The sequence below is a fragment of the Stutzerimonas stutzeri genome (assembly GCF_024448955.1).
Lineage (GTDB): Bacteria > Pseudomonadota > Gammaproteobacteria > Pseudomonadales > Pseudomonadaceae > Stutzerimonas > Stutzerimonas stutzeri_AQ.
Map to the genome: position 1 here is coordinate 35153 of NZ_JAMOIH010000013.1, position 24315 is coordinate 59467.

At 63.0% G+C, this 24315-nt stretch carries 23 protein-coding genes; 13 read left to right on the forward strand and 10 right to left on the reverse strand.

The window, feature by feature from the left end:
• Positions 1-462: 462 nt before the first annotated feature.
• The 4 genes from pnuC to NA645_RS14520 all read left to right on the forward strand — a co-directional run bounded on the left by pnuC (position 463) and on the right by NA645_RS14520 (position 3866).
• The gene (gene pnuC, locus NA645_RS14505) at positions 463-1026 is read left to right on the forward strand and encodes a nicotinamide riboside transporter PnuC (RefSeq protein ID WP_256049476.1); all 564 of its coding nucleotides are present in this window, start codon (positions 463-465) and stop codon (positions 1024-1026) included.
• Entirely contained in the window at positions 1023-1547 is a 525-nt protein-coding gene (locus tag NA645_RS14510; protein ID WP_256049477.1) for an AAA family ATPase, read from the forward strand. Before pnuC ends, NA645_RS14510 begins: the two co-directional genes overlap by 4 nt.
• Before the next feature lie 282 nt (positions 1548-1829).
• A complete protein-coding gene (locus NA645_RS14515; RefSeq protein WP_131649199.1) occupies positions 1830-2234 on the forward strand; it encodes a hypothetical protein in 405 nt (134 codons plus the stop codon).
• Positions 2235-2381: 147 nt separating this feature from the next.
• Complete coding sequence (locus NA645_RS14520) at positions 2382-3866, forward strand: YdgA family protein (protein WP_256049478.1); 1485 nt, start codon at positions 2382-2384, stop codon at positions 3864-3866.
• 205 nt (positions 3867-4071) lie between these two features.
• Here NA645_RS14520 and NA645_RS14525 read toward each other — a convergent pair whose 3' ends face one another.
• On the reverse strand, positions 4072-5889 hold the full coding sequence (locus NA645_RS14525) for a bifunctional metallophosphatase/5'-nucleotidase (RefSeq protein WP_256049479.1): 1818 nt from the start codon (positions 5887-5889) through the stop codon (positions 4072-4074).
• Between the two features lie 268 nt (positions 5890-6157).
• Between NA645_RS14525 and NA645_RS14530 the strand changes: the two genes are divergently transcribed.
• Positions 6158-6649, forward strand: a complete 492-nt coding sequence (locus NA645_RS14530; RefSeq protein ID WP_256049480.1) for a DUF4126 family protein — start codon at positions 6158-6160, stop codon at positions 6647-6649.
• 259 nt (positions 6650-6908) lie between these two features.
• Here NA645_RS14530 and NA645_RS14535 read toward each other — a convergent pair whose 3' ends face one another.
• The 5 genes from NA645_RS14535 to trpB form a co-directional block, all read right to left on the reverse strand.
• Positions 6909-7703 (reverse strand): hypothetical protein, encoded by a 795-nt coding sequence (locus tag NA645_RS14535; RefSeq protein WP_256049481.1) that lies wholly within the window; start codon positions 7701-7703, stop codon positions 6909-6911.
• A gap of 467 nt (positions 7704-8170) precedes the next feature.
• On the reverse strand, positions 8171-9013 hold the full coding sequence (gene yghU / locus NA645_RS14540) for a glutathione-dependent disulfide-bond oxidoreductase (RefSeq protein ID WP_256049482.1): 843 nt from the start codon (positions 9011-9013) through the stop codon (positions 8171-8173).
• Positions 9014-9233: 220 nt separating this feature from the next.
• Entirely contained in the window at positions 9234-9758 is a 525-nt protein-coding gene (locus NA645_RS14545) for an REP-associated tyrosine transposase (protein WP_256049483.1), read from the reverse strand.
• 173 nt (positions 9759-9931) lie between these two features.
• On the reverse strand, positions 9932-10753 hold the full coding sequence (trpA, locus tag NA645_RS14550; RefSeq protein ID WP_256049484.1) for a tryptophan synthase subunit alpha: 822 nt from the start codon (positions 10751-10753) through the stop codon (positions 9932-9934).
• On the reverse strand, positions 10750-11967 hold the full coding sequence (trpB, locus tag NA645_RS14555) for a tryptophan synthase subunit beta (protein ID WP_272892079.1): 1218 nt from the start codon (positions 11965-11967) through the stop codon (positions 10750-10752). Before trpB ends, trpA begins: the two co-directional genes overlap by 4 nt.
• A 120-nt stretch (positions 11968-12087) precedes the next feature.
• Here trpB and NA645_RS14560 point away from each other — a divergent pair, with 120 nt between their 5' ends.
• Positions 12088-13011, forward strand: coding sequence for a LysR family transcriptional regulator (locus NA645_RS14560; RefSeq protein ID WP_256049486.1), 924 nt, complete (start codon positions 12088-12090; stop codon positions 13009-13011).
• A 115-nt stretch (positions 13012-13126) separates the two neighbouring features.
• On the opposite strand, the gene galE is transcribed toward NA645_RS14560, so the two are convergent.
• Positions 13127-14191, reverse strand: a complete 1065-nt coding sequence (gene galE / locus NA645_RS14565) for a UDP-glucose 4-epimerase GalE (protein WP_256049487.1) — start codon at positions 14189-14191, stop codon at positions 13127-13129.
• Positions 14192-14756: 565 nt separating this feature from the next.
• Here galE and NA645_RS14570 point away from each other — a divergent pair.
• The 6 genes from NA645_RS14570 (at position 14757) to NA645_RS14595 (ending at position 20869) form a co-directional block, all read left to right on the forward strand.
• Positions 14757-15941, forward strand: coding sequence for a glycosyltransferase family 1 protein (locus NA645_RS14570; protein WP_256049488.1), 1185 nt, complete (start codon positions 14757-14759; stop codon positions 15939-15941).
• Positions 15929-17170, forward strand: coding sequence for a UDP-galactopyranose mutase (glf, locus tag NA645_RS14575; protein ID WP_256049489.1), 1242 nt, complete (start codon positions 15929-15931; stop codon positions 17168-17170). The genes NA645_RS14570 and glf overlap by 13 nt, the downstream gene beginning before the upstream one ends.
• Before the next feature lie 13 nt (positions 17171-17183).
• On the forward strand, positions 17184-18338 hold the full coding sequence (locus NA645_RS14580; protein ID WP_256049490.1) for a beta-glucosidase: 1155 nt from the start codon (positions 17184-17186) through the stop codon (positions 18336-18338).
• On the forward strand, positions 18335-20140 hold the full coding sequence (locus NA645_RS14585) for an ABC transporter ATP-binding protein (RefSeq protein WP_256049491.1): 1806 nt from the start codon (positions 18335-18337) through the stop codon (positions 20138-20140). The genes NA645_RS14580 and NA645_RS14585 overlap by 4 nt, the downstream gene beginning before the upstream one ends.
• Positions 20137-20352, forward strand: a complete 216-nt coding sequence (locus NA645_RS14590) for a KTSC domain-containing protein (RefSeq protein ID WP_256049492.1) — start codon at positions 20137-20139, stop codon at positions 20350-20352. The genes NA645_RS14585 and NA645_RS14590 overlap by 4 nt, the downstream gene beginning before the upstream one ends.
• Positions 20353-20653: 301 nt before the next feature.
• Positions 20654-20869 (forward strand): dodecin, encoded by a 216-nt coding sequence (locus NA645_RS14595; protein WP_256049493.1) that lies wholly within the window; start codon positions 20654-20656, stop codon positions 20867-20869.
• 96 nt (positions 20870-20965) lie between these two features.
• Here NA645_RS14595 and NA645_RS14600 read toward each other — a convergent pair whose 3' ends face one another.
• The 3 genes from NA645_RS14600 to NA645_RS14610 form a co-directional block, all read right to left on the reverse strand.
• Positions 20966-21961: an LLM class flavin-dependent oxidoreductase gene (locus tag NA645_RS14600; protein WP_256049494.1), complete on the reverse strand. Its 996-nt coding sequence runs from the start codon at positions 21959-21961 to the stop codon at positions 20966-20968.
• A gap of 29 nt (positions 21962-21990) precedes the next feature.
• Entirely contained in the window at positions 21991-22401 is a 411-nt protein-coding gene (locus NA645_RS14605) for a hypothetical protein (protein WP_256049495.1), read from the reverse strand.
• Positions 22402-22495: 94 nt separating this feature from the next.
• On the reverse strand, positions 22496-22921 hold the full coding sequence (locus NA645_RS14610; RefSeq protein ID WP_256049496.1) for a hypothetical protein: 426 nt from the start codon (positions 22919-22921) through the stop codon (positions 22496-22498).
• A 135-nt stretch (positions 22922-23056) separates the two neighbouring features.
• Here NA645_RS14610 and NA645_RS14615 point away from each other — a divergent pair, with 135 nt between their 5' ends.
• Positions 23057-24115, forward strand: a complete 1059-nt coding sequence (locus tag NA645_RS14615; protein ID WP_256049575.1) for an aminopeptidase — start codon at positions 23057-23059, stop codon at positions 24113-24115.
• The last annotated feature ends 200 nt before the right edge of the window (positions 24116-24315 follow it).

Here is a 24315-nt window from a genome sequence, read left to right on the forward strand (position 1 = left end):
TCCTTTCGTAATCCTTGAGTGGAGGGTCAAGACCCTAACAAGTCTGGCGGAGCTCATCGACTCCGCCATCCCAAGGAGTCCGACTTGTTAACGTTTTCGCCAGCTAATGGCGCTTTGCGTCTTCTATCGCTAACCAACGGAAAAAGGGGACAGATTTAGTTATCCGTCCTCTCCGCTTGCTGGTCGCGTTCAATCAGATCCAAACGTTATTTATAGCGAGGTAGCCTGGGAGTGGCGCGTGGAAAAGGCTCCGCCGTTTTTCACCCTACGCAATACCGAAGCGTCGGCGGAGCAGGCTAGTTTGGTGGCGTAGGGTGGACAACGCTTTGCTTGTCCACGCGTACTCTCAATGCCGATACCTCGCATCAGCCCTACAGTTACTCCGAGTTGTCCCGGCGCGTATCAAGCAACGCCTTACACCTGCCGTATCATGCTCACCCGTTTCTGCTTCTGATCAATGACATGCCCCCCCTCGAACTCATCGCCTCAGCCCTCGGCGTGCTCGCCGTCTGGCTAACCGTGCGGCAAAACCCGCTGTGCTGGCCCATCGGGTTGGTGATGGTTTCGCTCTATGCCTGGTTTTTCTTCGAGGCGCGGTTGTATTCGCAGGTGTTGCTCAACGGTGTGTTTGCCGCCATGCAGCTGTATGGCTGGTGGCAGTGGACGCGGGGCAGCGGTAGGGAAGGTGGCCGGCCTGTGGTGGGCGCGACGGCGATGGAGGTAAATGCGGGCCTGGCTGTGGCGGCGCTGGGTAGTGTCGGGCTGGGTTTGGTGATGGCGACTGCTACCGAAGCGGCTTATCCCTGGCCGGATGCGACGCTGACGGCCTTCAGCCTGCTTGCGCAGCTGTGGATGGCGCTCAAGCGGTGGCAGTGCTGGGTGTTGTGGATCGTGGTGGACGTGCTCTACGTCGGGTTCTTCCTGTTTCAAGGCTACTGGCTCACCGCGGGGCTTTACGGGTTGTTCACGCTGCTGGCGATCGCGGGACTGCGCGAATGGCGGCAGGCGAGGCTCGCGGTCCAATGAAAGTATTGGTGCTCACAGGAGCCGAATCGACGGGTAAGAGTTGGCTCGCCGCGCGGTTGCAGCAACGCTTCGGTGGGGTGGTGGTGGGCGAGTATGTCCGTCATTTCATCGAGCAGGAGCAGCGCGACACCTGCTTGGACGATATTCCCGTTATCGCGCGAGGCCAGCTCCTGTGGGAAGACGCCGCGCGCAGCACGGCGCCTGAGCTGCTGATCCTCGATACGCATCTGCTGAGCAATATGCTCTGGAGCCAGACGCTGTTCGGCAGCTGCCCGGCGTGGCTGGAGGATGAACTGCTGTCGCGCCGGTACGATCAGCATCTGCTGTTATCGCCCGAGGGCGCCGAGTGGCATGCCGATGGCCAGCGTTGCCAACCGGATGTTGCGCAGCGCTGGCATTTTCATGATGCGTGTCGAAGCTGGCTTGAGCGCCACCATCAGCCTTTCGTGGAAATCGCCGGGGATTGGGCCAGCCGCGAGCAGCAGGCTGTTGCTCAGGTTCGCGCACTGCTTAAGCGATGAGCTGATGAACGTCCGGGCGGCGCTCCGCTTTAGCCCGCCACGAGTGAGTCAATGGTGGGCTGAAGCCCACCCTACAATCTGAGGCGATGAACTGACGAACGTAGGACGGGCCGAGCGGCGCTCCGCTATCTGAATAGCTTCTGATGGGATTTATCGCACCGGCCACGTTCTGATGTGTGGTGTTAAGGCGTCCAGCAGCCTTGATAGCCGCGACAGGCAGCTGCGCGATTTCGCCGAAGCATGTGCTTATCAGGGTTTGGCTGTTCGACAGGAGGGGAGCGCGTGGATAGTCGAGAGTTTGTTTGGGCGCATTTCAAGCTCAATGCCGAGCAGCGCCTGCGCGGGTTCAACTTCTTTGTGGTGCTGGCGATCTTTGCCGATGGCGGGGTGCTGGCAGCATTGGAGCGGGGCTTCTCGCCAGGGCTGCTGGTGTTGTTAGGCGCTTTCACCGTCTTGCTGGCGATGGTGTTCTGGCTGGTCGATGCGCGGAGCCGCCAGCTGTTGCAACTGACCATCACGGCGCTCAAAGAGATGGAGACGGAGTTTCCCGCAAGCCACCGGCTATTTGCCCACGATGCGCTGGGGCAAAGCTGGATCATCAGCTACACCTTTGCCATTCGGGCCCTGTTGCTGGCGCAAATGGGGTTCGGTCTTGGTGTGCTCGCCTATGGGCTTTATCAATGGTGAAGGCACCATGATTTGTCGTCACGTTCTCACTCCTTCCCATCCCGTTGCATGGTGCGCTGGAGCCGGCGCAGGCTCGCTGATAGAGTGCCGCCGCTTACCAACCATCGGCTGACAGGACGTCTGCCCAGCCGCCGCACAGGATGCTCCATGAAAAAGCTCGCGCTCGCCGTTGCCGTTCCCCTCGCCCTTATCGGGGCCGCCACCTTTTACACCAGCACCCAGGTCGAATCGACCGCCCGCGATGCCGTCGACCAGGCCAACGTCAAGCTGCACGAGATGAGTGCAGGCGGCGGAGCCGACGTCAGCCTGCAGCTGCTCAGCTTCGACCGCGGTCTGCTGTCCAGCGCCGCCCGCTACCAGATCGACATCGAGATCCCTGATGACGAAGGCGGCACCCGGAAGTACTCGGTGCTGCTGCAGGACCGCCTGGAGCACGGCCCATTCCCCGTCTCCCGCCTGGCCCGCGGCCAGTTGATGCCGGTCGCCGCCCAGAGTCATTTCCAGCTCGAGCGGACGCCTCTGACCGAGAAGCTGTTCGATGCCGCTTCCGGTGAAACCCCGCTGACGGGCGACGTCACCATCGGTTATGACGGCCGCCAATACGGCGATCTGCGCTCGGCCGCATTCAACGTGCAAGATGAAGAGGGCACGGTTCGCGTCTCGTCCGGCACGATCAATTTCGAAGCGGCGAAGGACGCCACCGCCGTGCGCATGGACGGTGAACTGCCAGAAGTCGACATCAACCTGCAACACAGCGTCACCGGCAAGCCGGTGCGCGTGAGCATGCGCGGCTTCAGCCTGAGCGCCGACAAGCAGGAGGACGCCAACGGTTTGGCCCTTGGCCCGTCCGCCGTCGCCCTCAAGCGTATGGAAATCCAGACTGGCGACGATCCCGCCGTGGTCATCCAGAACGCGTCCGTCGAGGAAGCGCTGAGCCAGGGTAGCGGCGGCCTCGACCAGACGCTCGCCTACCGCGTCGGCCAGCTGGAAGCGCAAGGTCAGACCTTCAGCAACCTCGCCCTTGCCTTCAGCCTGCGCAATCTTGATGAAGGCAGCCTCAAAGCCCTGCTCGATAGCTACAAGGAACTGCTCGAAAGCGGCTCCGACCAGCAGGATGCAATTGCCAACATGACCGATGCCCAACAGCAGAAATTGCAGGCTCAGGCCGTGCAGCTGCTCCAGCACAAGCCCACCCTGGCGCTTGATGAATTCGGCTTCGAGACCGCTCATGGCACCGCCCGTCTGTCCGTTGTGCTCGACCTGCGCGGCCCAAGCGAAGACGCCTTCACGCCCGACGCGATGATCACCAGCATGCTCGCCTCGCTCAAAGCCGAAGCCGGCATCGACAAGGGTCTGGTGCGCGATGTGGTCAGCCTGATCGCGCAGCGCCAGCAGCAGGGTGGTCAACTCGATCCTGTGGCGCTGAAGCAGGAAACCGACGCCACCACTGAGCTGTTCAGCGGCATGGCGCTCAACGCGGGCTGGTCCCGCCTGGAAGGCGACCGTCTGGTCAGCTCGCTGCACTACGCCGACGACCAGGTGACCTTCAACGGGCGCGAAATGAGTGTCCAGGAGTTCATGAGTTTTGCCTTCGGTTCGGTACAGGGTTCCGGGTTGCTCGGCAACCGCTGACCCCGCGTCGGAACGCCCGTAGGGTGGGCTTCAGCCCACCAAAGAAGCGCCCCGGCTTGCTAGATGAAGGTCGCCGTTTGATGTGGACCTTGACCGCCGGTCTGGCCCCTTTGGTAGACGGTGGGCTGAAGCCCACCCTTGGGCGGCGTGCCTGATGCATGGAGAAGGATGGCCTCGTCCCATCCACTCCTTTACTTCTTCGCCATCAATCCACTCGCTCAATCCTCCCCGCAACACTCCCACCAAACGGCTGCGGCAATCCTTCGATGTAATCCACCAGCGCATCCAGATCCACCGGGCCGACGACGCGGTTGGTGCCTTCGGTGAGGACAGTGAAGTTGTCGCCGCCGCTGGCGAGGAAGGAGTTGACCGTGACGCGGTAGGTCGCGGCGGGGTTGATGGGTGTGCCGGTAGCGTCGCGCATTTCGATCACGCGGTTGCCTTCGGGGCGGCTGGCGGACCAGCTGTACTGGATGCCGGATGGCTTGAGGATGCGCGCATAGCTCTGGTCGATCCATTGCTGTTCCAGCAGCGTTTTGATCTGCGCGCCGGTCAGGTCCATGGAGACCAGATCGTTGGCAAAGGGCTGGATGGCGAACAGTTCGCCCCATGACACCTCACCGCCCGCCAGATCAGCACGGATGCCGCCCGGGTTCATGAAGCTGATCTGCGCATCGGTGGCCATACGCTGGGCATCGGCGATCAGGTTGCCAAGTGCCGATTCGCCCGCGGGCGTTTCGGTGCGGGTGATGTCGCCTTGAGCCACGCCTACCAGGCGCGCCACCAGCGGCTCGACGCGGGCATCGGCCTCTGCCACCAGCGCGGCGACTGCCGGGTCCGGCGACAGGCCGGCGCCCTGGTCGGCCCAGGTGGTGATTACGGCGGCGGACTTCTCAACGATGTCGCGGCTCCGGCGGCTGACCACCAGTTCGATATCGGCGTAGGCGGTGCCGGCCGAGAACGCCTGGGTCACGAGGATCGGTTTGCCATTGGCGTTGGGCACCAGGGCGTTGGTGAAGCCATGGGAATGGCCGGAGATGACCACGTCCACTTCGTCATCCAGGCGCTCGATGATGTCGACCACCGGGCCGGTGACCGTGTCGGCCTCTGGGTTGGTCGGGCCGTCGTAGCTGGTCTGCTGGCCGCCCTGGTGCAGCGCGACGACGATGGCGCGCACGCCATGCCGGCGCAGCTCGGCCACGGACTGGTTGATGGCATCCGCCTCGTCGATGAAGCGCAGGCCGGCGACGCCGCTCGGCGAGACGATTGACGGGGTTTCCTTCAACACGGCGCCAATCACGCCGATGCGCACCCCGTCGCTGAAGTAGATGGAATAGGGCGGCAGCAGGGATGCGCCGGCGCTTTCATCGATCACGTTGCTCGACACCATGGGAAAGCGCGCGCCTTCCCAGGAGGCTTCAAGGAACGGCCCGTTGCGATGATTGCCGCCGGTGAGCTGGCGCAGCAGTTCCGCTTTTCCGTTATCGAATTCGTGATTACCGAGCGTGCCGAGCAGGTTGCAGCGCTGCTGAGCGAAGGGCTGCACGCTGCGCGGCATGTTCATCTGGCGGCTGAAGGGGCGGCAATGAGGGTTGGCCAGCAGGTTGAAGAAGCTGATCGACGGCTCATCACGCAGCAAGGCGGAGTTGGGCGGGGAGGCGCCGACCTGATCGCCGTCGTGCACGATCAGGGTGTTCTCGTTGCTGGCCGCCTTGAGGTAGGCGGCCAGTACGGCCGCACCGCCTGCCGGCCGCCCGGCCACGCTGCGCGGCGACAGCTGGCCGTGGAAGTCGTTGATGCTGAGCAGATTGATCGACACCACCGGCTCGACCCGCCAGTCCGGTGCGCGCCAGCTGCGTCGCTCGCTGGCCTGCTGCCGGGCCTTGAGGCCTTCCAAGCGATCTTCACGGTAATCCTGCTCGATGGAGCCGTGCTCGGGCTGTATTTGAGTTTGAGCCAGAGTCGGGCCGGCGAGGCCGACCAGGCTTGCCGCGAACAGCCAATCCAATATGCGCGTACGCATTGCGAGTTCCTCTGTGCGGTGGGGTGCGACCGAAATTAGGAAGCGCAGGTGGCAGGTTGATGACTGCTTGTTGGCGTTTTCGCGAGAAGCGACGTGCGGTTTATCGGCAACCGGGTGCGGCAGTCGGTTGCGCAAGGCATTGGCACTGCGAAGAAGAGGGCTGGCCGTTGCTATAGCGGGGTCATGTCATCCGTCGCTGGCCGTGCCTGGCGCCGAACGCTCACAGCGGGCGTCCGGTCGGTATTAGCAACCATTGGGAGATCTGACGATGACGATATCCAGCAATCTGTTTTGGGGTGCTTTGGCGCTCGGCTTGGTGACAGGCATGCGCAGCACACTGGCGCCGACGATGACCAGCCGAGCGCTGGCAGCTCATGACGACATCGATGAAGCAGACGAGCCGGCGCGAACGCTGGCTTCGCATCGCGCCCAGCAATTTCTGATGCCCATGGCCGCTGCCGAATTGCTCGGCGACAAGATGCCTTTTGCGCCGGATCGGACGATTCTGCCTTCGATGATGTTTCGTGCGTTATCAGGCGGCGTGACCGCGGCGGCGTTAGCTGGTGCACGGCGGGAGTCGATTTGGCTACCGGCGCTGATCGGCGCGACGGCGGCGCTGGTCGCGTCAGAGATCGGGCTCAACCTGCGCAAGCCTTACCAGAGCAATTCGCTGGCGAACGCCGCGCTGGGGCTGGCTGAAGATTGTGTGGCGCTGTCGATCGGGAGCGCTGGGTTACGGCGGGCCTTGGGTAAGCGATGATCTTCCGGCGCCAGGCCTGAAGGCGTTGCCGTTGTTACCTTCGGGCTGTTGCCAGCTGAGTGGTGTATCAAAAGGCTCAACCTATCCCGAGCCTGGACCGGGCACATAGGCGTTGAGTGAGCTGTACCCATTGAAAACTTCGGCTGCTCTCGTTTTGACAATGATTTGAGACAGCCACGCTACGTTTCGAGCGGCTACAGCCCTAGATCGACAAAAAAGGACCGCAGCGCGCGGCCCTTGGTTAATCAAAAGCCAGCACTCAGCTTTGCCGCTTGATCACGCATATCCGGTCGCTGCATGTTCCCGCCTGGGTGGGATCCATGCCTTGCGTCGCGTCGCGGGCGGCAACGCTGTCGCCGGCTAGGCCGCCACCGGTCGGGGAGGAGGTGGCGGTGGTTTCCGGGTAGCCTGTCCCGGCGCGTTTGGCGGCGGTGCCTACATCGTAGCGGCCGGTATCGCCGGAGCCTGTGTGAGCATCGACAGTGTCGCCTGTGCCCGCTGCGCTGCCGCCCAGGGCGCCCGCGTCGAGATGCCTGCTTCCTGAATGACCCGCATCACCGGTGGTATGGGCGGTCCCAACGAAATGCTTGTCGAGATGGCTGTCGCCGCCCGTCGCGCCGGCGTAGGGGCTGGTCGGCCCGGCATAGCCCGGCGTTGAGCCGGAACCGGCACCGTTGTCATCAATGCTAATGGCGCCGTTGTACTCCAGCGCATCACGCGCCCTGACGAGTTGATCATCGTCGTATATATCTACTGCGAGCACCGTGGCGCCTCGGCGCACCGCCTCCGGATACGCCGTGGCGTGGCGGCGATGGTCTTCATGCGGCTCATGGCCGAACAGCGACTTGAAGAAATGCGCGACCTTGGATTCGTGATGCGTGCGGTCCACGGTGCTGCCTGCGGTGGAATAGGGCGTGTCGTAGCCATGGATTTCCGCGCTGTCGGCGCCTACGGTATGGATCTGCTCCCGAGCAATGCCCCTAGACATCAGATCGCCATAGGTGCGGCTGGCGTCGGTTGGCGTTGCGAACGCTGCTACCAATGTGTGTTTCATGATTCACCTCGCGTTGTGTTGAACAACTGGGTATGCGGAGCGCTGCGCTTATAAGGGCCTGACGACAGGTCAGGTGCGAGCAGCCATGAACGTTGGCCGCTTCGGCAGCTATCAAGAGCAACGCCCGTGAACATTGGGTCTGGCTGCAGGGCCATAGTTCAGAAATGCATAGTTCAGGATGCATAGTTCAGAAATGAAGCATCGGTGGTTGGCAGGCTGGCCGCTATCGCACAAGCGCCGTGGCGGTTTCAGTTGGCTTGGTCAGTGCGGGGCACGGGTCTGCGAGGGTTGTCTAGGCGCTGGCCATCGGCGGCGCTGGGGTAAACGGGTTGCGGGGTCGAGGCGGGTGGTGGCGGCATCGTGGGCTGGGTGTCGCATCCGCCGATGCTAGGACATTGTGTGGGAAGGGTGGAAAAGGCTTCGCCGTTTTCCACCCCTAGGATGTGGGATCGGAGGTCTCCGACGGCTCAGTCCAGATCGGACGCGCTGTGCCGCTCGGGCGCCTGTTCCGACTCTTCGCCCCAGGTGCGATTGACCTTGCGGCCGCGGATTACGGCAGGGCGTTCGGCCACTTCGGCGGCCCAGCGCTGCACGTGCTTGTAATCCTGCACCGAAAGGAATTCGGCAGCGTTATACAGCTCGCCCTGCACTAGTACGCCGTACCAGGGCCAGATGGCCATGTCGGCGATGGTGTATTCGCCGCCCGCGATGTAGCGGTTTTCGGCCAGTTGGCGGTCCAGCACATCGAGTTGACGCTTGACCTCCATCGCGTAGCGGTTGATCGGGTATTCGTACTTTTCCGGCGCGTAGGCATAAAAATGCCCGAAACCGCCACCAAGGAAGGGTGCTGAGCCCATCTGCCAGAACAGCCAGTTAAGGGTTTCGGTACGCTCTACTGGTTCGGTCGGCAGGAAAGCGCCGAATTTTTCCGCGAGGTAGACGAGAATCGAGCCGGACTCGAACACTCGCAGCGGCTTTCCTTCGACACCGTGATCCGCCAGCGCGGGGATCTTGGAGTTCGGATTGATCTCGACGAAGCCGCTGCCGAACTGGTCGCCGTCGCCAATCTTGATCAACCAGGCGTCGTACTCCGCACCGGTGTGGCCGAGGCCGAGCAACTCTTCGAGCATGATGGTGACCTTCACGCCGTTGGGTGTGGCCAGCGAGTAGAGCTGCAGCGGATGCTTGCCGACCGGCAGCGCCCGTTCCTCCCGCGCTCCGGCGGTCGGCGCATTGATACTGGCGAACTTGCCGCCCGACGGTGCGTCGTGCGTCCAGACCTTTGGCGGTACGTAGGTGGTATCAGGCATGGCGATCTCCTCGAAGGGGTTTGACCGGGGATGTGCGTAGCATCCTACGCGTTCAGCCCGCGTGGTCGAAATCGAGCTGGTCGATATTGGTCATCAACGGCCGATGGTTGGCGTTGTTCATAGCTCCGCGACGTCCACGGTGGGCTAAAGCCCACCCTACGTGGGAGTAGTGCCATGCCATGTGTAGGGTGGGCTTCAGCCCACCAGGTTCCTAGCCGGCCTATTCACCGAATAGGCCGTCCGCCCCAGCGCTGCCTGCCCAATCGCTTGGCAGTAGCCCTTTCCCCACGTACCGATTGAAGCTCGAATAGGGCCAGTCGGCGACGCGCTCTACCAGCCCGTGCTTGATCGGGTTGTAGTGGATGTAATCGACGTGTCGCTGCAGGTCCAGTGCGTCACGGATCTGGTGCTCCCAGTACCGGCGCTGCCAGATGCCTTTCTCTCTCTTGCGCGCCTTGCTGGGGCTTTGGACGGCTGTGGGGAGCTGGCGAGAGAACGTACTTTTGAACAGGCTCCAGCGACCGGGGTAGTCGGCGTCGCCTTCGGGGAGAGTCCAAATGGCGTGCAGGTGGTCGGGCAGGATGCAGATCGCGAGGGTTTGAAAAGGGCGGGCGTGTTGTGTCTGGCGGTAGGCATGGCGAAGCAGTGCGATTTCTTCAACCAGTAGCCGAGAGCGGCGTTCTGCCAGGGTCACGGTGAAAAACCACGTGCCGCCTGGCACCTGGCTTCGGCGGTAGTTGGTCACGGAGGCCTCCTTGCCTTCATGGATGCGGGCAGGGCATATCGGAAAAGGTGGGCTGAAGCCCACCCTACGGTCTCAGCCCGCGGAGAAACTTTAGATGTAGGGTGGGCTTTAGCCCACCACGGGTGCTATGAGGGAGGTATTGGTGGGCTGGGCGCCGCCCGGTCCACCATACGTCAGCCGCGAGCGCAGCGAACGCCTTCGCTCAGTTCCCTGCACAGGCCGAGCACACCGTTTACGGCTTGTTCGGACGATTCGGCATTGGCGATCTTGTCGATCAGCGCCGAGCCAACCACCACGCCATCGGCCAGACGGGCAATGGCGGCGGCCTGCTCCGGGGTGCGGATGCCAAAGCCGATGCACAGGGGCAGGTCGGTGTGGCGCTTGAGACGGGTGACGGCTTCTTCGACGTGTTCCAGGGTCGCCGAACCGGCGCCCGTCACGCCCGCCACCGAGACGTAATAGACGAAGCCCGAGCTGCCGTTGAGTACGGTGGGCAGACGCTTGTCGTCTGTGGTCGGGGTAGTCAGGCGGATGAAGTCGATGCCCGCGGCCTGAGCTGGGTCGCAGAGGTCTTCGTTATGTTCCGGCGGCAGGTCGACGACGATCAGACCGTCGACACCCGCTTCCACGGCTTCGGCCAGGAAACGCTCGACGCCCATCTTGTGGATCGGGTTGAAGTAGCCCATCAGCACCAGCGGCGTGTCCTGATTGCCCTGACGGAATTCGCGGACCATCTGCAGGGTTTTGGCCAGGTCCTGCTTGGCGGCCAGGGCACGGATGTTGGCCAGCTGGATCGCCGGGCCGTCGGCCATCGGATCGGTGAAGGGCATGCCCAGTTCGATCACGTCGGCGCCCGCGGCGGGCAGGCCTTTGAGGATTTCCAGCGAGGTGGCGTAATCCGGGTCGCCGGCGGTCACGAAGGTCACCAGCGCGGCGCGGTTTTCTTGTTTCAGCTGGGCGAAGCGCGTCTGCAGGCGGGAGTTCACCGAGCTCATATATGTTCTTCCTGTTCGTCGTAGTGATGCATAACGGTTTGCATGTCCTTGTCACCGCGGCCAGATAGGTTGACCACCATCAGGTGATCCTTCGGCAGGGTCGGTGCGCGCTTGAACACTTCGGCCAGCGCGTGGGCGCTTTCCAGGGCCGGGATGATGCCTTCCAGGCGGCAGCACTTGTGGAAGGCGGCGAGCGCTTCGTTGTCGGTGATCGAGGTGTACTCGACACGGCCGATGTCGTGCAGCCAGGCATGCTCGGGGCCGATGCCTGGATAGTCGAGGCCGGCTGAGATGGAGTGGGCATCGATGATCTGGCCGTCTTCGTTCTGCAAGAGGAAGGTGCGGTTGCCGTGCAGCACGCCGGGAACGCCGCCGTTGAGGCTCGCCGCGTGCTGGCCGGTCTCGATCCCGTGGCCGGCCGCTTCGACGCCGATGATGGCTACGCTCTGGTCATCGAGGAAGGGATGGAACAGGCCCATGGCGTTTGAGCCGCCGCCGATGCAGGCGACCAGCGAGTCCGGCAAGCGACCTTCCTGAGCCTGCAGCTGGTCGCGGGTTTCCTTGCCGATCACGGCCTGGAAGTCGCGAACCATGGCTGGGTAAGGGTGCGGGCCGGCAACGGTGCCGATCAGGTAGAAGGTGCTGTCGACATTGGTCACCCAGTCGCGCAGGGCTTCGTTCATCGCGTCCTTAAGGGTGCCGGTGCCGGCGGTAACCGGGATCACTTCGGCGCCGAGCAGCTTCATGCGAAAGACGTTGGCCTGCTGGCGGTCGATGTCGGTGGTGCCCATGTAGATCACGCACTGCATGCCGAAGCGCGCGGCCACGGTGGCGGTGGCGACGCCGTGCATGCCGGCGCCGGTCTCGGCGATGATGCGTTGCTTGCCCATGCGCTTGGCGAGCAGGATCTGGCCGATGCAGTTGTTGATCTTGTGCGCGCCGGTGTGATTGAGCTCTTCGCGCTTCAAGTAGATCTTCGCGCCACCGCAGGCCTCGGTCAGGCGCTCGGCAAAGTAGAGCGGGGAAGGGCGGCCGACGTAGTCGCGCTGGAAGTAGGCCAGCTCTTTGGCGAACTCTGGATCCTGCTTGGCTTTTTCGTATTCAGCGGCCAGCTCGTGGATGAGCGGCATCAGGGTTTCGGCGACGTACTGACCGCCGAAGTGGCCGAACAGGCCCTTGGCGTCAGGGCCGCTGCGCAATGAAGTCATGGTCATCTCCTGGGGGAACGGCGGCATCCACCGGCGAAGCAGGATGCGCGATGGGGGAGAAATTAACCGAGTTGGTCGTCGATAAAAAGCGATAAGATCGCCTCAATCTGTCAGGAAATCTCACCGATGAGCCAAAATCTTCCTCCCCTTAACGCACTGCGTGCGTTCGAAGCGGCAGCGCGCTTGCAGAGCGTAAGCCAGGCGGCAGTTGAGCTCAGCGTGACTCACGGTGCGGTCAGCCGGCAAATTCGGTTGCTTGAAGACGACCTTGGCCTGGCCTTGTTCAGTAAAGAAGGGCGCGGCGTAAAACTCACCGATGCAGGCATTCGCTTGCGGGATGTGGCGGGGGAAGCCTTCGAGCGGCTGCGCGGCACCTGCCAGGAGCTTCGCCAACAAACCGCAGATGCTCCGTTCGTGCTGGGTTGCCCCGGCAGCTTGCTGGCGCGCTGGTTCATTCCCCGGCTCGATCGGCTTAATCGTGAACTGCCGGATCTACACCTGCAGTTATCCGCCAGCGAAGGCGAGCTGGACCCGCGTAAGCCTGGTCTGGACGCCACCCTGTGGTACGCCGAGCCGCCGTGGCCGGCGGACATGCAGGTGTTCGAGCTGGCCGCCGAACGCATCGGCCCGGTGCTCAGTCCGCATCATCCCAATTGCACCGCGTTGCGTCAGGCGCCGGCCGCGGCGCTGCTTGGCGAAGCGTTGCTGTACACCACGTCCAGGCCGCAGGCGTGGCCGGCCTGGGCGCAAGGCAACGGTATCGACCCGGCCCGTCTGCAAATGGGGCAGGGCTTCGAACACCTCTACTTTCTACTGGAAGCGGCGCTGGCCGGCTTGGGCGTGGCTATCGCGCCGCAACAGCTGATCATCGACGATGTGCGCAAAGGGCGCTTGCTGGCGCCCTGGGGCTTCGTCGAAACTCGCGCCAAGCTGGCGCTGTGGGTGCCGTCGCGACGGCTGGATCGGCGCGCCGAGCGGCTGGCCGAGTGGCTGCGCAACGAGCAGGCCGGAATCGAATCGGTGGAAAGTAGCCTTGGCATGACTAGGTAGCAGCCCACGAAATTTGGTCGACGAACCCGGCGGGCCGGGGCAGTAGGTAGGGTGGGCTTTAGCCCACCGTTGTAGGGTCGTCGTGTGCTGGTGGGCTGAAGCCCACCCTACGGGTCTAACTCGCCAATGCGGTTTCGGCGGTCGCTGCGACCTTCTCGGCTGGGACCTCCGTCGCATAACCCTGCGGATTACGGCTTTGCCAGCGCCAGGCGTCGGTGAGCATCGTCAGCAAATCCTTATCCGCCTGCCAGCCAAGTTCTTCGCGGGCTTTGGTCGGGTCGGACCAGCATTGGGCGATGTCGCCAGGGCGGCGTGCCTTGAAGACGTGGGGCAATGGCCGACCGATGACTTCCTCGAACGCGGTAACCATCTGGCGCACCGAGTAGCCACGGCCGGTACCCAGATTCCAGACCGATACGCCGCGAACCAGATCCAGCCGCTCCAGCGCCTTGAGGTGACCCTTGGCCAGGTCAACGACGTGGATGTAGTCGCGCACGCCGGTGCCATCCGGGGTTGGATAGTCGGCACCGTAGATGCTCAGCTGCTTGCGCCGACCGACCGCTACCTGAAGCATGTAGGGCAGCAGATTGTTTGGAATGCCGTTGGGGTCTTCGCCGATCAGGCCGGACTCGTGCGCGCCGATGGGGTTGAAGTAGCGCAGCAGGGCGATCGACCAGCGTGGGTCGGACTCGGCCAGCCCCTTGAGCACGTTTTCGGCCATCAGCTTGGACTGGCCATAGGGGTTGGTCGGTATGCCGGTCGGGCATTTCTCGGTGATCGGCATCCGCGGCGAGTCGCCGTAGACGGTCGCCGACGAACTGAATACCAGCCTGAAGATGCCAGCTTCGGCCATCGCCTGGCACAACGCGATGCTGCCGCTGACGTTGGTCTCGTAATAGCGCAGGGGTTCGCGCACGCTTTCGCCCACCGCCTTGAGGCCGGCGAAATGCAGCACGGCGGTCACAGGATAGGAGGCGAACAGCGCGTTGAGCAGCGACCGGTTGCGCACGTCGCCTTTGACGAATTGCACCTTGCGACCGGACAACGCCTCGACCCGGTCCAGCGCCACCTTGGAGCTATTGCATAGATTGTCCAGCACCAGCACCTCATGGCCCGCCAGGAGCAGCTCCAGCACTGCATGGGACCCGATGTAGCCAGCTCCTCCCGTTACCAGAATCATGTTTCCACCTCGCGTGAGAATTCTTTCGACGCGCACGGAGACTGCGGCTGGCCGTATGAGCGCGGTCGCTGCATGGATCTCCAGGGTTGGGTTCGGCGAACCGGGCGGTGCTACTGCAAGAGCACGCTGCGCCGGTGCCGGGGTAAATCATGCGTCCTGTGATAAGGACGGGAGAGTTGCGGCCAAGTTCCAACGAGACGACCGCCAGCCGATGACCGACCGCTTTGCTGTCGCAGTACGCGGTTGAAATGGCGCGAACAGTCGAGGTGCAACGACCCACGCCGGCTCTATAGCTGCTAGATGAGCAAAAGACGCGGTGCAGAGGCTCCAGACGAACCTTCGGCGGCGGCCTTCGACTCTGCATCGCCGAGCGCGCTCATGCACAGCAACCCGGCAAAGGGAACCTTGGCTTGCCCGGCGTCGTCCATAGCCCGCGGGCTGCGCTTGGTACGCCACGAGCGTCATAGGCAGCGAGCCCCGACTTTTTATGTGTTTGCGCAGGCAGCGCGGGCCAATGCGATGCAGCAGAACGGACTCTGAAGATTTCGCGATCCGAGAGGTGTTCATGAGCTGGGCCGGCCCTTATCAATACGAGATTGGAAAATCCCCCGAGAAGCAGGAGACGCCGCCCGAAGTCGTTTTCGATGAGCAGGTTCCGACTCTGCTGTGTCTCTCGCATCTTCGCTGGAGCTTCGTCTATCAGCGTCCGCAGCACCTGATGTCGCGGTTCGCGCGGGACTTCAACGTGCTGTTTTTCGAAGAGCCCATTCCCACCGAGGATGCCCAGCCCTGGCTGGAGGTCCGCCCGGAAGAGAACGGCGTGCAGGTGCTGATTCCGCGCCTTCCTCAGGGCTGCGGCGGCGAGACGGCTTTGCGCGTCCAGCGCGACCTGCTCGATGGTTACCTGGACAAGCTCGGCGTCAACGATCTGATGCTCTGGTACTACACGCCGATGGCGCTCGGGTACGCTGGCCATCTGAAGCCCAAGCTCACCGTCTATGACTGCATGGACGAACTCTCCGCCTTTCGCGGCGCGCCGCCCGAGCTGGTGGAGCGCGAGCGGGAATTGCTGCAGCGTGCCGACGTGGTGTTCACTGGCGGCTACAGCATTTGGGAAGCCAAGCGCGAGCTGCACGACAACGCCCACGCCTTTCCCAGCAGTGTCGATGTTGCGCATTTCGCCGAGGCCCGCCGGACCCAGGCCGATCCCGACGATCAGGCGGAAATCCCGCATCCGCGGCTGGGCTTTTATGGGGTGATCGACGAACGCTTCGATATCCAACTGGTGGCCGAAGTTGCCGAGAAGCGCCCTGACTGGCAGTTCGTGCTTATCGGGCCGGTGGTCAAAATCGACCCGGCGGAGCTGCCACAGCGCGAAAACATTCACTACCTGGGCGGCAAGACCTACGACGAGTTGCCCAAATACTTGTCGGGCTGGGACGTGGCGATCATGCCTTTCGCGATGAATGAATCGACACGCTTCATCAGTCCGACCAAGACCCCCGAATACCTGGCCGGCGGTTGCCCGGTGGTATCCACGCCGATCAGGGACGTGGTGCGCACCTACGGTGACACCGAGATCGTCCATATCGCTGACAGCCCCGATGCCTTCATCGCCGCGGTGGAGCAAGCGCTGGTCGACAGCCAGGACCGTGACCGCTTGTTGAAAACCGCTGACGAGATCCTTGGCGACATGTCCTGGGATCACACCTCGGCCCTGATGAAGGAGAAGATGCAATGCGCGATCTGAGCCTGCGAGACAGCAATCCCGAACACGCAGGCGGTGGCGCCAGCGATCATTCTTCCAGCCGTCGGCGCGGCTTCGACTACCTCATCGTCGGCGCCGGATTCGCCGGCAGCGTGCTGGCCGAGCGTCTGGCTGCCGGGCTGAACAAGCGTGTGCTGGTGGTCGACCGGCGTCCACACATCGGCGGCAACGCCTACGACCATTACGATGAAGCCGGCGTGCTGATTCATCGTTACGGGCCGCACATCTTCCACACCAACGCCCAGCGCATCGTCGACTACCTCTCGCGGTTCACCGAGTGGCGCCCGTACGAGCATCGCGTGCTGGCGCAGGTGGACGGCCAGGAAGTGCCGATCCCGATCAACATGACCACGCTGAACAAGCTCTACGGCCTGAACATGACCACTGAACAGGAAGCGGCGGACTTTCTCGCCAGCCGCGCCGAGCCGGTCGAGGACATTCAGACCAGCGAAGACGTGGTGATCAACGGTATCGGCCGCGAGCTGTACCAGAAGTTTTTTCGCGGTTATACCCGCAAGCAGTGGGGCCTGGACCCCTCGCAGCTGGATAAGTCGGTGACCTCGCGCATCCCAACGCGAACTAACACCGATGACCGCTACTTCACCGACACCTTCCAGCAGATGCCCAAATACGGCTACACCAAGATGTTCGAAAAGATGCTCGCGCATCCGAACATCAAGGTGATGATCAACACCGACTACCGCGAGATCCGCGATGAGGTGCAGCACGACCACCTGATCTTCTGCGGGCCGATCGATGAATATTTCGACTACCGCTTCGGCAAGCTGCCTTATCGCTCGCTGAAATTCGAGCACAAACAGCTGGATCAGGAGCAATTCCAGGCGGTCGGCACGGTCAACTATCCGAGTGAAGACGTGCCCTATACGCGCATCAGCGAGTACAAGCACCTCACCGGGCAGGTCCATCCGAAGACCAGCATCACCTACGAATACCCCTCGGCTGAAGGCGATCCCTACTACCCGATCCCGCGGCCGGAAAACGCCGAGCTGTACAAGCGCTACCAGAAGCTCGCCGATGAAACGCCCGGCGTCACCTTCGTTGGCCGCCTCGGCACTTACAAGTACTACAACATGGATCAGGTAGTCGGCCAGGCGCTGGCGCTGTACAAGCGCATCGAGGAAGCCGAGCGCGGACCGGAGGCCGGCGAGAGCTTGGAACACAGCCAGTCGTTGGCCGAACAAGCACCCTGAGACGAGGCGTACGATGCATCAGCCCACGTTGTTCAAGAGTTTTTTCATGGGCGGCTTCGAATGCTCGAACCATCGCCGTAGCGATGGGCGGCGTCTCGATCTGCTGGCAGCGACCGGCCATGACCGCTGGGCTGCGCATGACTATGGCGTACTCCAGCGCCACGGTCTGCGCAGCGTACGTGACGGGCTGCGCTGGCACCTGATCGAACGCGCGCCTGGCCAATATGACTGGTCGAGCTTCCTGCCGATGCTGCAGGCCGCGCAGCGGCACGGCACCCAGGTGATCTGGGATCTGTGCCACTACGGCTGGCCGGACGACATCGACATCTGGCGCCCACAGTTCGTCGAGCGCTTCACACGTTACGCAGCGGCGGCGGCGCAGCTGATCAAGGACGAAACCGACACGGTGCCCTTCTATGCGCCGCTCAATGAAATCTCCTTCTGGGCTTGGGCCGGTGGCGACGAAGCCTATTTCAATCCGATGGCGCGCGGTCGTGGCTTCGAGCTCAAGCACCAGCTGGTGCGCGCCACCATTGCCGCGATGCAGGCGATCCGCGACGTCGACCCACGGGCGCGTTTCGTCCAGGTCGACCCGGCCATTCACGTAGCGGCGGCCAACGACCGCCCCGGGCCGCAGCGTGAGGCCGAGCGTTTTCGCCAATCGCAGTTCGAAGCCTGGGACATGCTATGCGGTGAAATCTGGCCGGGCCTCGGCGGTGCGCCGGAATACCTCGACGTGCTGGGCGTCAATTACTACTCCAACAACCAGTGGTATCACGGCGATGGCCGCACCATCGAGCGTGACAGTCCTGACTATCGGCCTTTCAAAGGCATCCTCAGCGAAATATGGCAGCGTTACAAACGGCCCTTGCTGATCGCCGAAACCGGTGCCGAGGGCGACTTGCGCGGCGACTGGCTGCGCTACGTGAGCGAGCAGGCGGGGCTGGCCATGCAGCGCGGTGTGCCGGTGGAGGGCATCTGCCTGTATCCAGTGCTCGACTATCCGGGCTGGACCGACGAGCGCCATTGCCCGGTCGGGCTGTTGGGCTTCCCCGATGAAAACGGCAACCGCTGCGTGCACGAGGGGCTGGCCGATGAGCTGCGCCTGCAACAGCTGAGATTCAGCCAGTTCAATGCCACGCTGCCACTCGCCGAAGCATTGTCATGAACGTACCGGCCCAGCCGCCCAAAGCGAAGCCTCAGGAGGCGCCGCTTCCAAGCCGGCCGGTGGCCTTTCTCTGGCATTACATCTGTGGCCGACCGTGGCATTTCAGCGGCTTGCTGGCGCTGATCATAGGCGCCGCCAGTTGTGCGGTGGCGGTGCAGTACGGCATGAAATTGCTGGTGGACGCCATGGCCCAGGGCAGCTCGGATCGAGGCGCCGCCAACGTCTGGCTTCCGTTGGGGCTGTTCATCAGCCTGATCGTTGTCGAGAACGTGTTCTGGCGTCTCGGCGGCTGGCTCGGCTGCCGCACGGTGGTGGCCAGCGTCGTGGATATCCGTGTCGACCTGTTCAAGCACCTGACCGGCCACCCGATGCGCTATTTCACCGAGCATTTCGCCGGGTCGCTGGGTAACCGCATTTCCGCGGTCGGACAGGCGGCCGGCGCGATTTATGGCGGACTGGCATGGAAAATCGTCCCGCCAATCGTCGATTTCATCGGTGCGGTGGTGGTGCTGCTCACCGTCGATGTACGCATGGCGGTGGCACTAATCCTGTTCGTCGCCATCGTCGCCGCGCTGATCACCGGGTTCGGCATCCGTGGCCGCTCCAAGCATCAGCGGTTTGCCGCGCAATCGGCGCGGGTCGGCGGTGAATTGGTCGATGCGGTCTCCAATGTCTGGACCATCAAGGCGTTCTCCGCGCGTGATCGTGAGGCCGAACGCCTGGCTCACGAGATAGGTTATGAAGCCCGCGCCCAGCGGCGCAGCTGGATGTACCTGGAAAAAGCACGGGTGATGCACGACATCTGCTTGTCAGTGATGGCCGGCGGCATGTTGATCTGGGCCATCAATCTGTGGATCGGTGGGGAAGTAACCGCGGGTGACGTGGTGCTGGTCAGTGCACTGACCTTTCGTATCCTGCACGGCTCGCGTGATCTGGCGCTGGCGCTGGTGGATGCCACTCAGCAGATCGGCGCCATCGATGACACCCTACGCATCATCGTCCAGCCGCATGGCCTGGAAGACAGCGACGCCCAGCTGTTGCTGGCCGAGGGCGACATCACCTTCGAAAACATCAGCTTCAGCTATCCCGATCGCGGCGCGGTGTTCGAGCACCTGGACCTGCATATTCCAGCGGGGCAGAAAGTCGGCGTGGTGGGCTCCTCGGGGGCCGGCAAGTCGACGCTGATCAACCTCATCCAGCGCCTCGATGACGTGAAGGACGGGCGCGTTCTCATCGACGGTCAGGACATCCGCAGCGTCAGCCAGGACAGCCTGCGCGAGAAGATTGCGGTGGTGCCGCAGGAAACCGCGTTGTTCAACCGCAGCATTCGCGAAAACATCCGCTACGGCCGCCCCGGCGCGACCGACGAGGAAGTGGTCGCAGCTGCACACAGCGCCTTCTGCGACGCCTTCATCCGCGAGTTGCCGCAGGGTTACGACACGCTGGTCGGCGAACGTGGCGTGATGCTCTCCGGCGGCCAGCGTCAGCGCCTCGGTATCGCCCGCGCGTTCCTGAAGGATTCGCCGATTCTGATTCTTGATGAGGCCACTTCGGCGCTCGATACCCAGTCCGAGGCGGAGATTCAGGCGGCGCTGAACAACCTGGTGCATAGCCGAACCGTGGTGGCGGTAGCGCATCGTCTGTCCACGCTGTCGAGCTTCGACCGGATCATCGTGCTGCGTGGCGGACGCATCGTCGAGGACGGCCCGCCGCATGAGCTGCGCCGCCGTGGCGGTGAATTCGATGCGCTGTGGCGGATGCAGGCCGAGGGCTTCAAGCAGCAGCCAGATTCGGCTGTATGAAGCGTGTCGCGGTGTCCTCGCGCAGCCTGCGTTCGCTGGGCTATGACGTCGACGAGCAGGAGCTGGAGGTGGAGTTTCACAACGGCTCGGTCTATCGCTACGAGCAGGTGCCGGCTGAGGTGGTGCAGGCGCTGCTCGAAGCGGATTCGCTGGGCCGTTATTTCAATCAGGTGTTCAAGCCGCAGCATTACCGCTACCGGCGCCTCGAATAATCTACGTGGTTGGCCCGCTTCGCGTGGATGCGGATCGCGAGCATGTAGGGTGGGCTTCAGCCCACCATGCGGGGTTGAGCTTACCGGTGGGCTGAAGCCCACCCTACGGCTATCGCCTGTCACCAATGGCCAGTGCAGTTTGTAGGACCGAGCTTGCTCGCGTTCACGACGCCACGCGTACGCCCACTTTAATCGCTTCGATTAGGCCGCTGCGCTGAACTTCCGGCCCGTCAGGCTGGCCTCAATCAGACAGGATGCGTCATCACCGAGCGGAGGCTCCTCAGATCAGAAGGGGAAATCTATGTCGGATCATCACACGTACAAGAAGATCGAAATCGTCGGGTCTTCGCGCACCAGCGTCGATGAAGCTATTCAGAACGGCATCGCCGAAGCCAGCAAGACGCTGCGCAACGTCGAATGGTTCGAGGTCGGCGAAATTCGCGGCCATGTCGAGAACGGCAAGATTGGCCATTTCCAGGTCACGATGAAAGTTGGCTTCCGCCTCGCCGACAGCTGATCGCCATTGTTGTTGGCTTGCTGGGTGGTGGGCTGAAGCCCACCCTACGGAGCCGGCCGGCGGCGTTCCGCTTCAGCCCACCGTTACCCAAGGCCCTCACCGCAACCCGGCAAGAATCTCGAACGCACGATGGCGGTCGGCGGTTTCGTAGAAGTCGCAGGTGAAGATCAGTTCGTCGGCCCCGGTCTGCTCCAGCAGAATCTCCAGCCGCGCGCGGATCTTCTCCGGCCCACCGATCAAGGCCATGCCGAGGAAGTTGCCTACGGCGTCCTGCTCGTGTGGCAGCCACTTGCCTTGCATGCTCTTCACCGGTGGTACCAGCACCAGGCTCTGGCCGCGGATTAGCGCCAGGATGCGTTGGTAAGCGGTGGTCGCCAGGTACTCGGCCTGCTCGTCGGTGTCGGCGGCCATCAGCGGCACGCCAAGCATCACGTAGGGTTTGTCGAGCACTTCGGACGGTTGGAAATTTTCCCGATACAGGCGAATCGCCTCATGCGCATAACGCGGCGCGAAATGTGAGGCGAAGGCATAGGGCAGGCCCTTGGCTGCGGCTAGTTGCGCGCTGAACAGGCTGGAGCCCAGCAGCCAGATCGGCACCTTGCTGCCGACGCCGGGCATGGCGATTACGCGCTGGTTGCGCTGACGCGGGCCGAGCAGAAGCTCCAGCTCCTCGACGTCGGCGGGAAAGTCGTCGGCGCTGCCCATGCGATCACGGCGCAGGGCGTGTGCGGTGAACTGGTCGGCACCCGGCGCGCGACCCAGGCCGAGGTCGATGCGGCCTGGATAGAGCGCTTCCAACGTGCCGAACTGTTCGGCGATGACCAGCGGCGCGTGGTTGGGCAGCATTACCCCGCCGGCGCCCAGGCGAATCCGCGAGGTGCCGGCCGCCAGATAGCCGATCAATACGGAGGTGGCAGCACTGGCGATGCCGTCCATGTTGTGGTGTTCGGCCACCCAGAAGCGCTCGAAGCCGAGCTTTTCGACGTGCTGGGCCAGCGCCAGAGCGTTGCGCAGGGCGAGGCCGGCATCGCCGTCATCGCGGATCGGCGCCAGGTCGAGGGTGGAAAAACGGGTGTGTTCGATACGGGACATATTCTCTTCTCTCTGCTGGCGGGGCGGGCTCAGTAACAGTGCTCCGCTTCGGCACGGGCCAGTACGTTGTGCTGTTCATCGCGCAGCCAGCCCTGCGGCGTGAAGCCCAGCGAGCGCGCCTGAAACAGGTAGCGCCGCCCGGCCTGAAAATCGTCATAGCGGATGACCATGGTACAGCGCAGATATTGGGTTTCGCCGAAAATGCCCATTCCGCCGCTACTGATTTCGAATTCATAGCGTGCTTCGAGTTCATGCGCGCCGGGGCTGACCTGGAAATAGCGACCGTCGGGCGTGCGTTTGTCGTCCAGCCGATCGGACATAAAAATGTCGCTGGGTTGTGCGGTCAGATCGATCCAGGCCATGTTCGGATCGGGTGGCGGCAGAGGGCTGGCGCAGCCGGACAGGCCGACGGACAGGAGCAGGACAAGTGGCAGACGCATGGCAGTTCCTCCAGCGGGCCGCCATCAGCCCATTGCTGTGACGGTCACCTGAGCCTGAGCCAGCGGCGGTGCTTTTTCAACGGCCCGAGCGACCTCAGCGAATGGCGACACCGCCGCAGCCGCGCTCGGTAGCTTTGGCCAGCAGTTGATCATGCTGATCGTACAGCCGCGCCCAGGGGCGGAAACCGTAACCTCCGGCGACCAGACGATAACGCGCGCCGGCATCGAAACCGTCGTATTCCAGCGTCAGGCGGCAATCACGTTCCAGTGCTTCGCTGTCGCCGCCAACATTGGCCGGCCCCACCTCGAAGCGGTAGCGCATGCCCAGCTGATGGCTGCCGGGCGTCACTTGAAAGTATCGGTGATCGTCCAGCGGCTTCGAATCCACGGCCACGGCCTTGAGTTCGGTTTCGTCATGCGGCACCAGCTCGATCCAGGCCTGGTTCGGGTCCGGCTGGGGCATCCACAGGGCGCAACCGCCGAGTGTGGACAGCGCAAGAGCAAGGGTCAGGATTCGCATGGACAGGTCTCCACCGCTGCGGGCGCGGTCTGGCTGCGAAGGCTTGCTGCCTTCGGTGGTTGGGTGGGCTTCGATGTCGTTGTAGGCTCAGCGCATCGACCGAGCAGGTCTTCAAATGCGAGCAGGCGTTTGTTCATTTCGAAGCTGAAAACCGCCCTTGTCGACAACCGAAGCGTGCGCTGGGTTCCGCTGCTGCTGGCCGTTGGTCTGAATGGCTGCAGCACCTATTACGGTCAGCTGGCGGTCGGTCAGCTGGATCTGCTGCGCCAGCGTGAGCCCATCGCCGCCATCATCGACGACCCCCAACGCGACCCACAGCTGCGTCAACGACTGAGCTTGGTGCTACAGGCCAGAGCCTTTGCCAGCAGCGCGCTGGCCTTGCCGGATAACGGCAGTTACCGGCTCTATGCGGACATTCAGCGGCCCTACGTGGTGTGGAATCTGTTTGCCACCGAGGAGTTTTCCGTCGCGCCGCTGACCCATTGTTTTCCGATCGCCGGTTGCGTGGCCTACCGCGGCTACTACCAGCCGGGGCGGGCACGGGGGGCGGCGGCATTTCTCAAGGCAGAGGGCTACGACACGCTCGTAAGCGGCGTGCAGGCCTACTCGACGCTGGGCTGGTTCGACGACCCGCTGCTCAGTTCCATGCTGCGTTGGGACGATGAGCGTCTGGCCGGGCTGATCTTCCATGAGCTGGCGCATCAGCAGCTGTACGTAGCTGGCGACACCGCGTTCAACGAATCTTTCGCGTCCTTTGTCGAGCGCGAGGGCCTGCGCCAATGGCGTGCCAGTCGCGGTTTGCCGCCGCTCAGCGACGCGGCACAAAGACGTTCCGCCGAATTCAGCGAGCTCATGCTCGAAACCCGGGCGCGGCTGGCGACGCTGTATGACAGCAACCTGGACGAATCGGCCATGCGCGCCGTGAAGCAGACCGAGTTCATGCGGTTGCGCCAGACCTATCGCCAGTTGCGTGACGGTGCCTGGAACGGCGACCGCCGTTTCGACCGCTGGATGGCTCAGCCATTGAACAATGCCAGCCTGCTGCCGTTCGGCCTGTATGACGGCTGGGTGCCGGCCTTCGCCGCGCTGTTCGAGCAGGTGGGCGGCGATTGGGCGCGTTTTTATGCGCGAGTCGATGCCCTGGGTCGGCTGCCTGCCGACGAGCGGATGCGTCTTCTTGAGTCGTTTCGCTGAAGCCTACGCCGCTTCGCTTAAGGCCTGCTAGGACAAGGGTTTTACGCCTACTAACCGAACTCATTCGAAGGGGTTGGCGACTGCCGCTTGTCGTCTTCGCGCGTTTTCGCCACCGATACCGCGGAATTGTTTTCTGTCTTCATCCGTCCATTTTTCAGGACGTCGGCCCCAGCTGCCCGTGATTCAGCTCGTACGTCTAC

Coding starts and splice junctions, on each gene's coding strand:
- yghU (WP_256049482.1), bottom strand. CDS start 9,013: ATGCCTGATACCACCTACGTACCGCCAAAGGTCTGGACGCACGACGCA.
- NA645_RS14530 (WP_256049480.1), top strand. CDS start 6,158: ATGACGATATCCAGCAATCTGTTTTGGGGTGCTTTGGCGCTCGGCTTG.
- NA645_RS14600 (WP_256049494.1), bottom strand. CDS start 21,961: ATGTCCCGTATCGAACACACCCGTTTTTCCACCCTCGACCTGGCGCCG.
- NA645_RS14590 (WP_256049492.1), top strand. CDS start 20,137: ATGAAGCGTGTCGCGGTGTCCTCGCGCAGCCTGCGTTCGCTGGGCTAT.
- NA645_RS14585 (WP_256049491.1), top strand. CDS start 18,335: ATGAACGTACCGGCCCAGCCGCCCAAAGCGAAGCCTCAGGAGGCGCCG.
- NA645_RS14570 (WP_256049488.1), top strand. CDS start 14,757: ATGAGCTGGGCCGGCCCTTATCAATACGAGATTGGAAAATCCCCCGAG.
- NA645_RS14510 (WP_256049477.1), top strand. CDS start 1,023: ATGAAAGTATTGGTGCTCACAGGAGCCGAATCGACGGGTAAGAGTTGG.
- galE (WP_256049487.1), bottom strand. CDS start 14,191: ATGATTCTGGTAACGGGAGGAGCTGGCTACATCGGGTCCCATGCAGTG.
- NA645_RS14525 (WP_256049479.1), bottom strand. CDS start 5,889: ATGCGTACGCGCATATTGGATTGGCTGTTCGCGGCAAGCCTGGTCGGC.
- glf (WP_256049489.1), top strand. CDS start 15,929: ATGCGCGATCTGAGCCTGCGAGACAGCAATCCCGAACACGCAGGCGGT.
- trpB (WP_272892079.1), bottom strand. CDS start 11,967: ATGACCATGACTTCATTGCGCAGCGGCCCTGACGCCAAGGGCCTGTTC.
- NA645_RS14580 (WP_256049490.1), top strand. CDS start 17,184: ATGCATCAGCCCACGTTGTTCAAGAGTTTTTTCATGGGCGGCTTCGAA.
- pnuC (WP_256049476.1), top strand. CDS start 463: ATGCCCCCCCTCGAACTCATCGCCTCAGCCCTCGGCGTGCTCGCCGTC.
- trpA (WP_256049484.1), bottom strand. CDS start 10,753: ATGAGCTCGGTGAACTCCCGCCTGCAGACGCGCTTCGCCCAGCTGAAA.
- NA645_RS14595 (WP_256049493.1), top strand. CDS start 20,654: ATGTCGGATCATCACACGTACAAGAAGATCGAAATCGTCGGGTCTTCG.
- NA645_RS14535 (WP_256049481.1), bottom strand. CDS start 7,703: ATGAAACACACATTGGTAGCAGCGTTCGCAACGCCAACCGACGCCAGC.
- NA645_RS14520 (WP_256049478.1), top strand. CDS start 2,382: ATGAAAAAGCTCGCGCTCGCCGTTGCCGTTCCCCTCGCCCTTATCGGG.
- NA645_RS14605 (WP_256049495.1), bottom strand. CDS start 22,401: ATGCGTCTGCCACTTGTCCTGCTCCTGTCCGTCGGCCTGTCCGGCTGC.
- NA645_RS14560 (WP_256049486.1), top strand. CDS start 12,088: ATGAGCCAAAATCTTCCTCCCCTTAACGCACTGCGTGCGTTCGAAGCG.
- NA645_RS14610 (WP_256049496.1), bottom strand. CDS start 22,921: ATGCGAATCCTGACCCTTGCTCTTGCGCTGTCCACACTCGGCGGTTGC.